Below are 14,564 nucleotides of genomic sequence, written 5' to 3'. Positions count from 1 at the left end.
CTTCTGTTCTTCGGGGTGGTTACTTGAGAACGGCGGCGACGGATTCGGAGATGATCGAAAGCCCTTCGCTCAGCTCGTCGTCGGTGAGGGTGAGCGGCGGCAGCAGCTTCATCACCTCGCCGTCGGGACCGGAGGTTTCCATCAGCAGGCCGCGCTCGAAAGCCGCCTTGCAGACCGCGCCCGCCAGGTCGCCGTTCGCGAATTCGAGGCCGCGCGCCAGACCGCGGCCCTTCGCGGCGAGGTTCGCCTCCGGGTAGGTCTCCACCAAGTCCTTGAAGGTGCTCGCGATGCGCTCGCCCTTGGCCTTGGTCGACTTCTCCAGCTCGTCGTCGCTCCAGTAGACGCGCAGCGCCTCGGTCGCGGTGACGAACGCCGGGCTGATGCCGCGGAAGGTGCCGTTGTGCTCGCCCGGCTCCCAGACGTCCAGCTCCGGTTTGATCAGCGTGAGCGCCATCGGCAGGCCGTAGCCGCCGATCGACTTCGACAGGCACACGATGTCCGGCGAGATGCCGGCGTCCTCGAAGCTGAAGAACGGGCCGGTGCGGCCGCAGCCCATCTGCACGTCGTCGAGGATCAGCAGGATGTTGTGCCGCTTGCACAGGTCGTCGAGGCCGCGGAGCCATTCCAGGCGCGCGGCGTTGATGCCGCCCTCGCCCTGCACGCCCTCCACGATCACCGCGGCGGGCTCGTTCAGGCCGCTGCCGGAGTCTTCGAGCAGCTTCTCGAAGTACATGAAGTCCGGCATCGCGCCGTCGAAGTACTTGTCGTACGGCATCGGCGTGGCGTGCACCAGCGGGATGCCCGCGGCGCCGCGCTTCATCGAGTTGCCGGTGACCGACAGCGCGCCGAGCGTCATGCCGTGGAACGCGTTGGTGAAGTTGATGACCGATTCCTTGCCGGTCACCTTGCGCGCCAGCTTCAGCGCGGCCTCGACGGCGTTCGCGCCGCCGGGGCCGGGGAAGACGATCTTGTAGTCCAGTTCGCGCGGCGTCAGGATCTTGTCCCGGAAGGTCTCCAGGAAGTCCCGCTTCGCGACGGTGAACATGTCCAGCGCGTGCGTCACGCCGTCGCGCTGGATGTAGTCGATCAGCGCCTTTTTGAGATGCGGGTTGTTGTGCCCGTAGTTCAGCGCGCCGGCGCCGGCGAAGAAGTCGAGGTACGGCTTGCCGTCCTCGCTGTAGAGCCTGCTGCCCTGCGCCCGGTCGAAGACGACCGGCCATCCCCGGCTGTAACTGCGGACTTCCGATTCGAGCTCTTCGAAGATGCTCATGACGTTTTCTTTCGCTCCTACTCGGCGAAATTGACGGGTTATTAGCGGTGCAACGGCCCGATGCGGTAAAGATCCTCGGGTTCGTGCGCCTCCCCTTGCGGAAAATCAGCGACTTCGAACAACCGGCGGTGTTCCAGATCCGCGTTCCAGCGCTTCGCGAACGACTCGAAGAGCCGGACCGACGCTTCGTTGTCCGGAGTGATCGTGGTTTCCAGGTACCGCACGCCCTCGCCGACCAGACGCGTGTACAGGTTGTCCAGCAGCTGTCCGGCCAGGCCTTTTCCTCGCTGGGACGCGTCGACGGCGACCTGCCAGACGAGCGCGACCTCCGGCTCGGACGGCCTTCGGTAAGCGATCACGAATCCGACCGGCTCACCGTCGACGCGGGCGACGACCGAGGTCTCCGCGAAATCCTTGCACCACAACAGGTACGCATACGGCGAGTTCAGATCGAGCTTCTGCGAATCACGCGCGATTCGCCAGAGCGTGGCACCATCGGCCTTGGTCGGGGATTCGATCAAGTGCTTTCCGGACATACTTTGGAAACGTAACAGAGAATTTTCCCGCCGCCAGCGATCCATGCCACGCCCACCGCCCTCACCAGGGAGGACGCGGATACCCCGGTGAGGAGTACCACAAACATGTTTAACGTACCGAAGTTCTGGGCATGCGTGCGCCTGAGCCGCACACCTCGAGTATGCGACCTGTGAACCCCGACCATGGTCCTTCGTCGGCGCTATCGCAACTCCAGCGCCGAAAAAACGGGGTCGACCTGGGGTTCAGTGCCGACTGTCCGCACGCGACCGTCGCCGCTTCCCACGCCGGCGCCGGCCGAGCCCGGACAACGGCGTCCAGACCGCGGGCAGCAGGAGCAGCGCGACGACCGCGAGCCACCACAGCGGGGCCTGCCCGCGCCGCCAACCGTCCACAACGGTGCCGAGCCAGCCGAACAACGGCTGCGCCAGGGGCGGCAGGAAAGCCGCGAACAGCAACGCGGCCACCACCAGCACGGCCAGCACGGTCAGCACCATTCGCCACGTGCGTCGCAACGTCAGCAGGCTCACCACGAGAAACACGAGCGCGCCGGCGGCCACCGGCAGGCCGAGCCATTGCAGGACGGATCCGCCTTCGCCGCTGAGCACGAGCCCGGCGACCGCGGTGATGGCGGCGGCGATCAGGTTCCAGGGACGGGCGAGCTGTGTCGCGCCTTGCGTGACCCACCACGAACTGCGGCTGCTGAGCTGGGCGAATTTCGCCAGCGGCTGGAGCGTTTTCGGGACCCGGGTGGCGGTGGACGCGGCGTTGAGCCCGGCGGCTCCGGCTTTGACAATGGTTTTGGCGAGCAGAGTACTGCCGAGTTCGCCCTCGAAACGTTCGGCGGAAACCTGACAGGCCTGGAAAGCACGCTGTGCCGGGTCCGGTTCCGCGGACTTTTCCCGCTGTGCGGCGGTTTTCCCGGCAGCTGGTTCGAGCGGGCGGGCGGCCATCAGTTTCCGGAAGCTCTCCGACGCCTTGCCGTTGCCCTCCTTCGCGTCTTGTTCGGCCTGCCGGGCGAGCACCGGCAGTTCCTCCCGCGCGATCGCCAGTTGCCGTGACTTGGCCAGCACCATCGACGTCACCGGGAGACTGGTCGGGACGTCTTTCCCGAAGCCGACCGGCGACAGATTCGCGTCCAGGCCAAGGAAAGCCAGCTCGTCGCCCAGCTGCGCGAGCAAACCGGGCAGGTCCGCGGGCCTCCCGTTGTCCGCGGGCGAGGGCGGCTGCCAGCCGATCTCCTGGAACGTCGTCCTCACCTGCTCCCGGAATTGTTCGGGGCCGACGATGTCGCGCAGCACCCGCAGGCGTTTCGGGTCGAGCAGGCATTGGGTCAGCCAGCCCGCGGCATCGATCCGGCCCCACATCCAGTCGTTCGCGCGCCAGGAAGCTTTGTAGAACGCGCCGAAGTTGTTCGCCTGGGTACCGGTCAGCTTGTCGCGGCCGCGGGTGCGCGCCAGGTCGAGCAGGGTGCGGCTGTCCGCGCTCAGCTGCACCAGGTCGACGCGCTGGTCCACCGCCGGAGCTTCGGCGAGCAGCCCGCGCGTCGCCATGTGCAGCAGCAAGAACCGGGCCAGCACGAATCCGTCCGCGACGTCCGCGTTGTCCAGGCCGAACCAGTCCAGCAGCGTCTCCACTGTGTCGGCGGCGTCCTCGGACCACTGGTTTTCCTTGCCCGACAACGCTTGCAGCACCGGAGCCGCCGAGCGCAACGCGCCGGTGACCTCCGGCCACGCGTCCCGTACCGCGTCCGACGCGCCGAGATCCGCCCATTCGCGGGCGAGCTGGCCGATCCAGTCCGGCATCGCCGTGCCCGGCTTCGGCGGCTCGTGCCGGGCCACCCACGCGGGCAGCCGCACGTCGCGAGCCGCGCTCCGGCGGGCGGCGTGCATCTTCGCCCGCGCCTCGTTGAGCTGGGTCGCCTGGTCGAGGTCCGGGCCCATCCGGAAACCCGCGTTGATCAGCTGGATGCCGGTGGCGACGGCGTCTTCCAGCGTCGAGGTGCGGTAGCGGACCATCTCGCCGACCGTGACCGATTCGCCGGGCAGCGTTTCCGGAATCCCGCGGCGCAGTCCGTCCGCGGCGATGTCTTGCAGCAGAGCCGAATTCCCGGCCGCCCATCCACTGTCCTCATCGGACAGTTCGTAGCGGCGGGTGACCGCGCGCACCAGGTCGGCCGCGTCGAGCGCGACCCGGCGCTCGAGGTACGCCTGGTGCACCCGGTCGTCCACCAGCTGTCCGCCGCGCAGGCCGAGCGACGCGAGCGCGACCCGCGTGTCCCGGGTGCGCGTGACGGCGCAGTTGTGCTTGCTCAATTCCTCCAGCTCGACGCTGATGGTCTGGCTCATGATCGTCGAGGCGACCTTCGCCAGCGCGGTGCCGAGCATCGGCGGTTCGGCCGGATCGCACGTCATCGGCTTGGCTTCGCCGTTGACAGTCGGGACGACGTACAGCAGCAACCGCCGCACATCGGTCGAGGACGAGCGTTCGAAGATCTCCCGCAACGCCGGCCGCAGCGGTTTGTTCACCAGCACGCCGCCGTCGGCGAGCCAATGCGAACGCACCAGCTCCGTGTAGTCGGTCATGTCCGGGTGCAGCCGGTCCGCCGCCTCGGGACCGATCGGCATCCGCGACAGCTCGAAGGCGCCCGGGAAGGACGCGCTCGACCGCGCGGCGAGCGCGAGCGGGGCGTGCACCTGGTTGTTCCACAATGGACCGTGAAAGCGGAACAGCATGCGATGTTCGGTGTCCCGCACCCGGTTTCCGAGCGCGTCGTCGTACTGCGTGGTCTCGCCGTCGAGCATGGTGCCGGTGAGCAGCACGGTCACGTCCGGCGGCTCGGTGGGCGCGACGCCGGATCCGGTGATGTCGTGCATCGCCTGGACCAAGCCGTTCAGCAGCACCTTGTCGCCGTTCAGCACCGAACGCGGCTGGGTCTCGCCGGGGTCGCGGATCAGATTCTCCAGCGATCCGGCGGAGAACCAGGTGTCGCGCAGCACCGCGGGCGTCGACCGGTACGCCTCCGCCAACCCGAGGCACGCGGCGTTGATGCCGCCCGCGCTCGTCCCGGTGAGCACGTCCAGGCGCACCGAAGCGTGCAAAAGGTCGAGCAGTTTCCGGTAGCCGTTACTCTCCTTCGGCGTGCGCGAAGCGTGCAGCAACGCCGAGGTCTCGGTAGCGACTCCCCCCATCCACACCGCCAGGCTGGATCCCCCCACCATGGCCATCGCGATCCGGATTTCCTGCGGCCACGGCACCGCCGTCTCACCCATGAGGGTCAGTCTCCCGGCCCAGCCCGCCCCACCACAAGGGGGAGGTTTCAGGCGGCCAGATGCTCCAGCACCAATACCTGCGCCTCGCCGACCGCGAACCCGAGCACCGCGCCGGTGGCGATGAGAATCCATTCGTCCTGCTGGAAAGCCGGGCGCAGCAGTTGTTCGAACTCCTCTGGCGACAATTCCTTCATCTTGGAGACCAGGACGTTCCGGATGTCCATGGCGTCGGTGGCGTAATCCTCGATGTAGCGCATCGTGTCCGGCAGCCGGGTCATGATCTGCTCGGAGATGGCCAGCTTCATGTCCTGGTAGCGGCGGCTGCCGATGGCGAAGACCAGCAACGGTTTCGCCACGTTCGCCGCCCGGCCCAGCTCGCGGTCGAGCTGCCGCTGGATGAGCGCGAGCACCCGGTCGGAAAGCGGGCCCCGCAGCACCGCCTCGATGACGTTGTGCGGCGTGATGATTTCTTTCGCGATCAACTCGCCGTAGGCCTCGGCGACTTCCACGCGCCGTTTGAGGAAGAGGCCCTGCCAGGTGATGCCGAAATATTTCTTCGGCTCCAGCGGGTAGAAAATCATCCGCAGCGCGAGCCAGTCGGTGAACCATCCGGTGAAGAGGCCGAACAATGGCATGATCGGCGGGAACTTGAACAGCACCCAGGCGACCATCTGGATCACGCCGATCAGGCCGCCGAACACCAGCCCGGACCGCGCGATGAACTTGAACTCCTCCGCGCCTGCTTCCTGGAAGATCCGGTTGAGCAGCCGTTTGTCCTTGACGAGGCTGGTCACCACCATGCCCTTGAGGTCGAACACACTGTCCACATCGGACTGAATGAGTTCGAGCACCGCCTTGACCATGTGCGGCGATTCGGCCTGCACGCGCTGGATCACCAGCCGCTGCACGCCGACCGGCAGCGATTCCCACAGGCCCGGCTGGTAGTGCCCGGCCACCTCGCGCACGATGTCCTCGACCGCCGCGAGCAGCGGTTTCTCGATTTCCTTGGCGATCCGGTCGGCGTCGAGCCGGGCGACGACCTCGGCCGGTTTGATCAGCTGCTCGGTCATCGTGTCGCAGGCGATGCTCGCCATCCGCGCGGCCCGTTTGGGCACGATGCCCTGCCAGCCGAGGAAGGGCTTGACGCCGATGAACTCGACCGGCTGGAACATCATCCGGATCGCGACCAGCTTCGTGCCGTATCCGATCAGCGCGGCGACGATCGGGATGGAGACATACAGCGGCCAGTGCCGGACGAAGTCGTCGAGGAGTCTCGAGACGAACTCGCCCATCGGGCTCAGCCCAGGCTCGGGTCGCAGGCCTGCCAGAACTGCGCGCCGAGCCGCGAGACGTGGATGGTGCGGCGGATGATCTTGATCCGCTTCACCTGCTTCTCCACCTCGCGGACCGACTCGTCGGTCAGCAGGATTTCGTACTGCGTCTCGAGCGAGGGCACCTCCTCGTCCAGTTCGACCAGGCCGAGGCCGATCAGCCGGGTCACGTAGCCGGGCACCTGGTCCGGCAGCGACACTCCGGCCGCCTTGCCGACCGTCGAGGCGTTGCGCAGCATGATCCGGCCGGTGCCGCCGATGGCGGTGCGCTCGGCGACGTCGACCGCGGGGAACGGGGAGCCGTCCGACAGCGCGGAGAGGATGCGCGCTTCGTCGGGCGTGAGCTGGCGGAGGATGATCGCGTACAGGTACTCGCGGGCCCGCTCGCGGCCGAAGCCGATGGAGTGGTTGAGCAGTTCGGCCATCGCCGCGCGCAGCGGTTCGACGCGGTCGCGGGCGGGCACCAGCGTGACAGTCGTTTCGACGGCGCGGCTGCCGCCGTCGGCCCGGTTCATCGCGGACGCCGCGGTCAGCGCCGCGTGGTAGGGGTCGTCGACCTCGTCGAGGCGGCGGCGCAGTTCGCTCAGCAGCCCGCGTTCGACCTGTTTGAGGCCGCGTTCGGCGGTGTCGATCCCGGGGAGTTTGCGGGTCAGGTCGAAGCCGGTGCGCGCCGCCCATCCGGCGAGCTGGCCTGCCCGGCGGGCCAGATTGGCCACGTCCTCGGCGGTGGCCCGGCCGTTCGGTCGCTGGTAGTCCACGGGCTGCTCCCCTCACTGTTCGCGCTGATGCTACCTGCGAGTAGGCCGGATGGCCCTGTGATGCCGGGCCGGGAGGTGTTGGATGACGCGCATGACCGCGCCGTGGGGACCGCCGATCGACGTGCTGCCGCTGCTCGCCGAAGAGGAACAGGCGCTGATCGGGGTTCTCGCCGACCTCCGGACGCCGGACTGGGCCCGGCCCGCGCGCGGCGAGTGGACGGTGCACGACCTCACCGCGCACATCCTCGGCTTGAAGCTCAGACGGCTCTCGCGAGACCGGGACGGCCACTTCGCGGAAGGGACCTCTTGGGTTTCCGCCTGCCGGCAACTGTCCCCGGAGGTGCTGTTCGCGATGTTCGTGGACAGCACGACGCAGCTGACCGAACTGTGGAAGCACCGCGACCTGGACGAACCGGCCGCGGAACCGGCGTGGCTGACGGTCGCTCGCGACTACTCGGAGCAGTGGGTGCTCCACCAGCAGATCCGGGAGGCGGTGCAGGTTCCGCTGCTCGATGAGCCGGAATTCCGGACGCCGGTGGTGGACACGTTTCTGCGTTCGCTGCCACCGACGTTGCGGGCGGTGACCACGCGGCCCGGACGCCAGGTGGCCTGTTCGGTGGAGGGGGCTGGCCGGTGGACTCTCCGCGCTACCGCAACGGGCTGGACGATCGACCGCGGTGCGGCGACGTCCCGCTCTCCGCTCGCGTCGATGACGACTGACGCCGACGCGTTCTGGCGGCTGTGCAGCGGAACGTTGCCCGCGGCGGAAGCGGACGCGCGAGTGCGGCTCAGCGGGGATCCCGCGGTATGCGAGATCCTGCTGAGCCTGCGTGCTCCGGAGAGCGGCTGATCCTGGTCAGCGTCGGCGAGCTTGTTTCCGCAACTGGAGGATCCGGGCCCCGCCGATCAGCGCGACCAGCACCGCACCCGCGATGGCGGCGAACAGCATCGCCACCGCGAGCGGCATGCTGCCGGACGCGCCGAGGAAGTGCACGGTCGCCGTGTCCAGGTTCTGCAGGATGAATACCAGCAGGAACACCAGCACGACGATCGCCACGATCACCGCGACCCAGGTGCCGCTGATCCGGGTGGGCTTGATCTTGCCTTTGCGGCCGGCGGGTTTCGCGGCGGGCGGCCGCGGTCCGGGTTCGGCTCCCGGTGCGGTGCCCGGGGCGGCGGGGTCGAACGCGCCGGGCACCTCGGTGCCCGGCGCCTCGGGAATTTCCGATTTCGCGACCCCGTCGGGGCCGTCGTTTCGCGCGTGGGACATATCGTGATTGTCCGCCCACTCGCCGTGATGCGCTAATTCAACTGAGTGTCGACCTCGCGCAGCACCCGCAGCGTGTTGCGGCCGGCGAGCTTCGCGCAGTCCTCGTCGCTCCAGCCGCGTTCCATCAGCGCCGCGATCAGCACCGGGTATTTCGACACGTCTTCAAGACCCTCGGGCAACGCGCCGACGCCGTCGTAGTCGCCGCCGAGCCCGATGTGGTCGATTCCGGCGATCTCGCGCGCGTGCTCGATGTGCGCGACGACGTCCTCGACGGTCGCCTTCGGCTTGGGCGGCCCGTCCCAGGTCTCGGCGAACCGGCCGCGCTCGCCGAGATTGAGGAACTCCTGTCCGGCCGCCTTCATCGCGGCCTCGAGCTGGTTGTCCCATTCGGTGACCGCGGCGGAGATGAAAGCGGGCACGAAGGTGATCATCGCGACGCCGCCGTTGCCAGGCAGCTGAGCGAGCACGTCGTCGGGAATGTTGCGCGGGTGATCGTTGACCGCGCGGCACGACGAGTGGCTGAAAATCACCGGCGCACTGGACACCTCAAGCGCGGCGCGCATGGTGCTCGGCGCGACGTGGGAGAGGTCCACCAGCATGCCGATCCGGTTCATCTCGCGCACGACCTCGCGGCCGAATTCGGTGAGCCCGTCGTGCTCGGGCTTGTCGGTTCCGGAATCCGCCCAGGTGGTGTTGAAGTTGTGCGTCAACGTCATGTAGCGGACGCCGAGCCGGCGCAGAATCCGCAATACTCCGAGGGATTCGGCGATGCTGTGCCCGCCCTCGGCACCGAGCAGCGACGCGATCCGCCCGTCCGCGAACGCCGCCTCGGCCTCGTCGGCCGTGGTGACCAGCCGCAGCCGTTCGGGATAGCGCTCGGCCAGCTGGTAGACCACCTCGATTTGTTCCAGTACCGCGGTGACCGCGCTGTCGCCTTCGAACTGGCAGGGCACGTACACCGACCAGAACTGCAGGCCCAGCTTGCCTTCGGCGAGTTTGGGGAAGTCGGTGTGCAGCGTCGGCTGCGGCACCGTGAGGTCCACGCCCGCCACTGCTTCGACCGGGTTCGGACCGGCTTTGAGCCGGAGTGCCCAGGGCAGATCGTTGTGTCCGTCGGCGAGGATCGTGGAGGCGAGCAGGTCTTGCGTGCGAGTCAGCTCGGTCATGCCCCGACCCTAGCGAGCCGGGCCGTGGCGGCGCTCATTCCTTCCCCAGTCCTTTGTGGACAGCACAGGTTCATTGTGCGGGTAACTTCTCGCACGCAAGAGGTATTCCGGGTAGACTCCGCCGGATGACCCCGGATCCGCAGACGGACGACGACGAGATCGTGACGTGGTGGGGCCTCGTGATCGAGGGCTACCTGGCCACCCAGAACGCGCTGATGAGCGAAATCTCCGATCGGTTCGGCCTGGCCCCCGCGTCCTTCGACGTCCTGCTGCGCCTGGTGCGCTCCCCGGACCACCGCATGCCGATGACCCGCCTCGCCACCGAGGCCGCTCTGTCGAGCGGAGGTTTCACCAAGGTGGCGGACCGGCTGGTCGCCGCGGATTTGATCTGCCGGGTTCCGAGTCCGGAAGACCGCCGGGTGACGTTCGCCGCCCTGACCGACCACGGGCTGGAGGTGGCGCTCAAGGCAAGAACCGCCTGCGCGGAGATCCTGCGGCGGATCGTGCTCACACCCCTGGGCCCGGACGCCGAGGCGTTGGCCGGGGCCATGCGGACGCTTCGCTCGGTGAACCGGTGATTTTAGCTCCCCCCGCTCATGGATAGCGGATCGTGCTCACCCCCCGGACGCCGAGGCACTGGCCGATACTCCGACCGGCGAACGGACGATTTCCGCTCCCCCGCTCATGGATAACTGAACCCCTCCGATTCAAGCCGCCGCCGGAGCGCCGTCAAACAGCGCCGCCGGATCCGGCTCACGCTCGACGGCGAGATGCCCAGCTCGGCAGCCAGCTGGTCATGCCGGAGTTCCGGACAGTGCGCCAGCAGAAGCATCATCCGCCGATGCCGCTCCGGGAACTTCTCCACCGCACACCACAACGCGGCCGCCAGTTCGCTGGCCAAGGTCTGATTCTCGGGCGACTCCGCTGGCTCGTGCGCCTCCAGGGGCGAATCAGCGAAAAACCTGACCCGCGAACGATTTTCGGCTGCTCGGCGCGCGTGCCTCAGCGCGACGGTCGTCAGCCAGCCCGCCACGCCTTTCGCGTCCCGCAGCGACGGTTGGCGGCACAGGAATTCCAGCCATGCCATTTGGCAAGCGTCGTCCACGTCGGCGCGAAAGCCCGGGTTCGCGCCGACGATCCGATTCATTCTCGTCGACAACCGGCGCACCTCGTCGTCGTTCCGCACGCCCCGGCTCCTTCCTCGTTCGGGAAGGCTGACGGGCCGGACGTCGCCGCGGATCCGTTTCAGCAGGGCGAACGCCGAATCGAGTGATCAACTTCGGCCGGATGTATCCAGGGGCGGGCAAGCGCCTCGGGCCCGTGGACCCTCACCCCCGCGCGACCGCCTCCGCGTAAGCCGCCGCCAGACGTTCCGTCGCCGTCGGGCCGTCCCCGCTGGGCCGGGGGATCCCCAGATGCCGTTCCCGAAGCTCCGCCATGAATTCCTCCCACAGCGGCGGTCCGCCGGCCTCCAGCAGTTCCGCCCGCACGCGCAGTTCCGGCGTCGTCGGCCGATGCCGCAAACCCCAGCTCGCCAGCTGCACCAAAACCGGCACCAGCTGAATCGCCGCTTCGGTCAAACTGTAGGTCGCGCGCTGTCCGCGACCGGCCGAATCGCGCGTCAGCAAGCCTTCTTCGGTCAGGGTGCGCAAACGGTCGGCGAGGATGTTCGACGCGATTCCTTCTTCCGACTGCGACTGCAATTGCCGGAAATGCCGCCGGTCGCCGAACATCACGTCGCGCAGGACCAGCAGGCTCCAGCGGTCGCCGACCACCTCGATCGCGGCGTTGATCGGGCACCCCGAGCGCGGGCCGTCGGGCATCGCACACCTCCTGTAACCACTTGCACTTTACCACCGCCTTCGGCATAGTGCTTGCAAAAGACAAGCAGGGAGTTCCCGATGCTGGTGCGCGTCCAGTGCTTCACCGTTTCCGCCGACGGCTACGGTGCTGGCCCGGACCAAACCCTCGAGCAGCCGTTCGGCCATCCCGACCCGGGGCCGCTCTTCGCCTGGGCCGGGGCCACCGCCAGCTGGCCGATGCGCGGCGAGCCGGGCGGCACCCGCGGGCTCGACGACTACTTCACCCGCGACATGCACCAGGGCAACATCGGCGCGGAAATCATGGGACGCAACAAGTTCGGCCCGCACCGCGGCCCGTGGGAGAACCACGACTGGCAGGGCTGGTGGGGCGACGAACCCCCGTTCCGCGCGCCGGTCTTCGTGCTCACCCACCACGAACGGCCCTCGATCACCCTGGGCCAGACTACTTTCCACTTCCTCAACACCACCGCCGAGGAAGCGCTCGCGCAGGCGAAGAAAGCCGCGGGCGACAAGGACGTGCGCATCGGCGGTGGCGTCAAAACGGTGCGCCAGTTCATCGAAGCCGATCTGATCGACACGCTGCACATCGCCGTCGCGCCGATCGAACTCGGTGCCGGGGAACGGCTCTGGGAAAGCCCCGAAGAATTGACCGACCGCTACCACCTGGAGAAAATCCCCAGCCCCAGCGGAGTCGTGCACCACCTGTTCTGGCGGAAGTAACTCAGCGCAGGCCGGGCATCAGGCGTAGAGCGTTGCCAGACAGAACGCCTTCCAAAACCTCGGCGGGCAAACCCAGATCAGCGACGGCGCGGACATTCACCGCGGTTCCCGGCACACCCGGCCAGTCCGTGCCGAAGATCCATTTCCGCGCCAGCCGCACGAGATCGAAGCGCGCGTAATACTCCGGCAGTTTCTTCGGCGGCAGCCCGGCGAGGTCGAGCCATACGTTCGGCCTCGCCTGGGCCATGAACGCCGCCACGTCGTACCACCAGCCTCGCCCGCCGTGCGCGAACACGAAGTTCACCGCCGGGAAGTCTTCGACCACATCGGACAGCAGCGCAGGATCCCCGTAACTAGCGCGCGAGCCGGGAAAGACCGAGAGTCCAGAGTGGAGGATCACTGGGACGCCGCGCTCGGCGCACAAGGCGTAAACCGGGTAGAGCTCCTTGTCCGCCGGGGAAAACGCGCCGTGCACCGGATGGATCTTCAACGCCACCGCACCCAGCGCTAGCTGGCGTTCCACCTCGTCGGCCAGCGGGTGGTGCAGATGCGGGTTCACGTTGGCTACCAGCCGAAACCGCTCCGGGTTGTACTCGACCAGCGGAAGATTGTCCTCAATCGCCTGGATTCCGGTCGCTCGCGGACTGTATTCGCAGAACAACAGCACCCGGTCGACCCCCTCGCCCGCCATGAGGTCGTCCATCGCCGCGGGGATCACCGTGCCGTCGGCGTCGTACACCGTGCGCCACGGGTAGTCGCCGGCGAAGTCGCGCGCCCAGTCCAGCCACGCGGGCTTGAGCGTGGGCAGCCGCGGCGTGTGCACGTGGGCGTCCACCACGAAATGCTCGTCGATCATGATTGCGGCTGCGGCACGAGCAGCGACTCGCGCACCATTTCGCGGATAACGTTCCGGCGGATCTTCCCAGTCGAGGTCTTGGGCAACTCGGCCATCTCCACCACGCCGCGCGGCCGTTTGAACGCTGCCAAGCCCTCGCGGCAAAACTCGATCAGCTCACCAGCGTCCACAGTGGCCGAAGGCGCGGCGACGACGCACGCCACCGGCTTGTCCAATCCGTCCTCGTCCGGCGCGGCGACCACCGCCACCTCGGCGACGGCCGGATGCTGCAGCAACCGTTCCTCCACTTCGGACGGAGACACCCAGATCCCGCCCGCCTTCAACATGTCGCCGAACCGGCCGAGACACGTGTAGGTACCATCCGGATTGCGCACGTAGCTGTCCCCGGTCCGCAGCCACGAACCCTGGAAAACCTCTTTCGTAGTCTCATATCTCGCCCAATATCCGGTCGCGATGGACGGGCCGGCCACGAACAGCTCGCCCGCCTGGCCCGCGTCCGAAATGACGACGCCCTGCTCGTCCCGGATCTCGACGGAGTATCCCGGCACCGCCACCCCGGTGCTGCCCGGCCGTATCGCTCCCGGCTGGTTGGACAGGAAAATGTGCAACGCCTCGGTCGACCCGATGCCGTCCAGGATCTCCACCCCGAACCGTTCGCGAAACCGCGTGAACAGCGTCGCGGGCAACGGCTCTCCAGCTGAAACCGCATACCGGACCGAGGAAAACGAGTCGTCCGGGACGTCACTGGCCAGCAGCGCCGCGTAGAACGTCGGCACGCCGAAGAACAACGTCGGCCGATCCGCTCGCGCCCGCGCGGCGATAAGCCCCGGCGTCGGACGTGCCGGTTCCAGCAGCGTCGTCCCTCCACACGAGAGCGGGAAGAACGCCGAATTTCCCAACCCGTAAGCAAAGAACAACTTAGGAACAGACAGAAAGCGGTCCGAAGAGGACACTTTCAGCACTTGTGAAGCGTAAGTCGAGCACACCGCGCGGATGCTCCCGTGCCGGTGCATCGCGCCCTTCGGCTTCCCGGTCGTGCCCGAGGTGTACAGCCACAGCGCGGGCGAATCCTCCCAGGTCGGCGAGGCCACGACATCGTCGGTGGTGGTCAGCGGCCACCGGTGCGTCCGCACTCCAGAAGGGAATTCCGCCGGGTCCGCCCGGTCCAGCACCACGTCGGTCACCTCGGGCGCGCCGGTCAGCGCGCCCGCCGCCTGCGCCGAGAACTCCCCGGACACGCACAGCACCCGGGCCCGCGAATCGGCGAGCACCTGACCCAGTTCCAGCCCGGTGACCATAGTGGACACCGGCACCGCGATCGCGCCGACGAGCATCGCGCCGAGGATTCCGCTCAGCAGTTCGACGTCGTCGACCATGCAGAACATGACCCGCTCCTCCGGGCGCACGCCGAGGGCGCGCAGTCCGGACGCGACCCGATGGGTCTCGGCGGCGAGTTCGCCGTAGCTGAGCGTGCGCCGCGGGGAAACGACCGCGAGCGCGTCCGGACGGCCTTGGCCGAGCAGGTACTCCGCGGCGTTGAAGTTCGCGGGAACCGTCATCGGTG

14 protein-coding genes are annotated in these 14,564 nt (G+C 67.9%); 3 read left to right on the top strand and 11 right to left on the bottom strand.

Annotated elements, in window-relative coordinates:
• Positions 1 to 19: 19 nt before the first annotated feature.
• The 5 genes from ectB to ACZ63D_RS32140 all read right to left on the bottom strand — a co-directional run bounded on the left by ectB (position 20) and on the right by ACZ63D_RS32140 (position 7,165).
• A complete protein-coding gene (ectB, locus tag ACZ63D_RS32160) occupies positions 20 to 1,270 on the bottom strand; it encodes a diaminobutyrate--2-oxoglutarate transaminase (RefSeq protein ID WP_465358109.1) in 1,251 nt (416 codons plus the stop codon).
• A gap of 41 nt (positions 1,271 to 1,311) precedes the next feature.
• Positions 1,312 to 1,806: a diaminobutyrate acetyltransferase gene (ectA, locus tag ACZ63D_RS32155; protein ID WP_465358108.1), complete on the bottom strand. Its 495-nt coding sequence runs from the start codon at positions 1,804 to 1,806 to the stop codon at positions 1,312 to 1,314.
• A 243-nt stretch (positions 1,807 to 2,049) separates the two neighbouring features.
• Positions 2,050 to 5,076, bottom strand: coding sequence for a patatin-like protein (locus tag ACZ63D_RS32150; protein ID WP_465358107.1), 3,027 nt, complete (start codon positions 5,074 to 5,076; stop codon positions 2,050 to 2,052).
• A 47-nt stretch (positions 5,077 to 5,123) separates the two neighbouring features.
• Positions 5,124 to 6,368, bottom strand: coding sequence for a DUF445 domain-containing protein (locus ACZ63D_RS32145; protein WP_465358106.1), 1,245 nt, complete (start codon positions 6,366 to 6,368; stop codon positions 5,124 to 5,126).
• 5 nt (positions 6,369 to 6,373) lie between these two features.
• Positions 6,374 to 7,165, bottom strand: a complete 792-nt coding sequence (locus ACZ63D_RS32140) for an Abi-alpha family protein (RefSeq protein ID WP_465358105.1) — start codon at positions 7,163 to 7,165, stop codon at positions 6,374 to 6,376.
• Between the two features lie 82 nt (positions 7,166 to 7,247).
• On the opposite strand from ACZ63D_RS32140, the gene ACZ63D_RS32135 reads away from it, so the two are divergent.
• The gene (locus tag ACZ63D_RS32135; protein WP_465358104.1) at positions 7,248 to 8,015 is read left to right on the top strand and encodes a maleylpyruvate isomerase N-terminal domain-containing protein; all 768 of its coding nucleotides are present in this window, start codon (positions 7,248 to 7,250) and stop codon (positions 8,013 to 8,015) included.
• Positions 8,016 to 8,021: 6 nt separating this feature from the next.
• On the opposite strand, the gene ACZ63D_RS32130 is transcribed toward ACZ63D_RS32135, so the two are convergent.
• Positions 8,022 to 8,435: a LapA family protein gene (locus ACZ63D_RS32130; protein WP_465358103.1), complete on the bottom strand. Its 414-nt coding sequence runs from the start codon at positions 8,433 to 8,435 to the stop codon at positions 8,022 to 8,024.
• A 32-nt stretch (positions 8,436 to 8,467) separates the two neighbouring features.
• Positions 8,468 to 9,601, bottom strand: coding sequence for a dipeptidase (locus ACZ63D_RS32125; protein WP_465358102.1), 1,134 nt, complete (start codon positions 9,599 to 9,601; stop codon positions 8,468 to 8,470).
• 125 nt (positions 9,602 to 9,726) lie between these two features.
• On the opposite strand from ACZ63D_RS32125, the gene ACZ63D_RS32120 reads away from it, so the two are divergent.
• The gene (locus ACZ63D_RS32120; RefSeq protein ID WP_465358101.1) at positions 9,727 to 10,179 is read left to right on the top strand and encodes a MarR family winged helix-turn-helix transcriptional regulator; all 453 of its coding nucleotides are present in this window, start codon (positions 9,727 to 9,729) and stop codon (positions 10,177 to 10,179) included.
• A 104-nt stretch (positions 10,180 to 10,283) separates the two neighbouring features.
• Here ACZ63D_RS32120 and ACZ63D_RS32115 read toward each other — a convergent pair whose 3' ends face one another.
• A complete protein-coding gene (locus tag ACZ63D_RS32115; protein WP_465358100.1) occupies positions 10,284 to 10,787 on the bottom strand; it encodes a sigma-70 family RNA polymerase sigma factor in 504 nt (167 codons plus the stop codon).
• A 142-nt stretch (positions 10,788 to 10,929) separates the two neighbouring features.
• A complete protein-coding gene (locus ACZ63D_RS32110) occupies positions 10,930 to 11,424 on the bottom strand; it encodes a winged helix-turn-helix transcriptional regulator (RefSeq protein ID WP_452075835.1) in 495 nt (164 codons plus the stop codon).
• Positions 11,425 to 11,502: 78 nt separating this feature from the next.
• Between ACZ63D_RS32110 and ACZ63D_RS32105 the strand changes: the two genes are divergently transcribed.
• The gene (locus tag ACZ63D_RS32105; RefSeq protein WP_465358099.1) at positions 11,503 to 12,144 is read left to right on the top strand and encodes a dihydrofolate reductase family protein; all 642 of its coding nucleotides are present in this window, start codon (positions 11,503 to 11,505) and stop codon (positions 12,142 to 12,144) included.
• A gap of 1 nt (position 12,145) precedes the next feature.
• On the opposite strand, the gene ACZ63D_RS32100 is transcribed toward ACZ63D_RS32105, so the two are convergent.
• Positions 12,146 to 13,000, bottom strand: coding sequence for an amidohydrolase family protein (locus ACZ63D_RS32100; protein ID WP_465358098.1), 855 nt, complete (start codon positions 12,998 to 13,000; stop codon positions 12,146 to 12,148).
• On the bottom strand, positions 12,997 to 14,559 hold the full coding sequence (locus tag ACZ63D_RS32095; RefSeq protein WP_465358097.1) for a benzoate-CoA ligase family protein: 1,563 nt from the start codon (positions 14,557 to 14,559) through the stop codon (positions 12,997 to 12,999). Before ACZ63D_RS32095 ends, ACZ63D_RS32100 begins: the two co-directional genes overlap by 4 nt.
• Between the last annotated feature and the right edge of the window lie 5 nt (positions 14,560 to 14,564).

This window comes from Amycolatopsis sp. NPDC104775 (assembly GCF_055583325.1).
The sequence above is the reverse complement of the archived record's forward strand: the minus strand, read 5'-3'. Positions and strand labels throughout refer to the sequence as shown.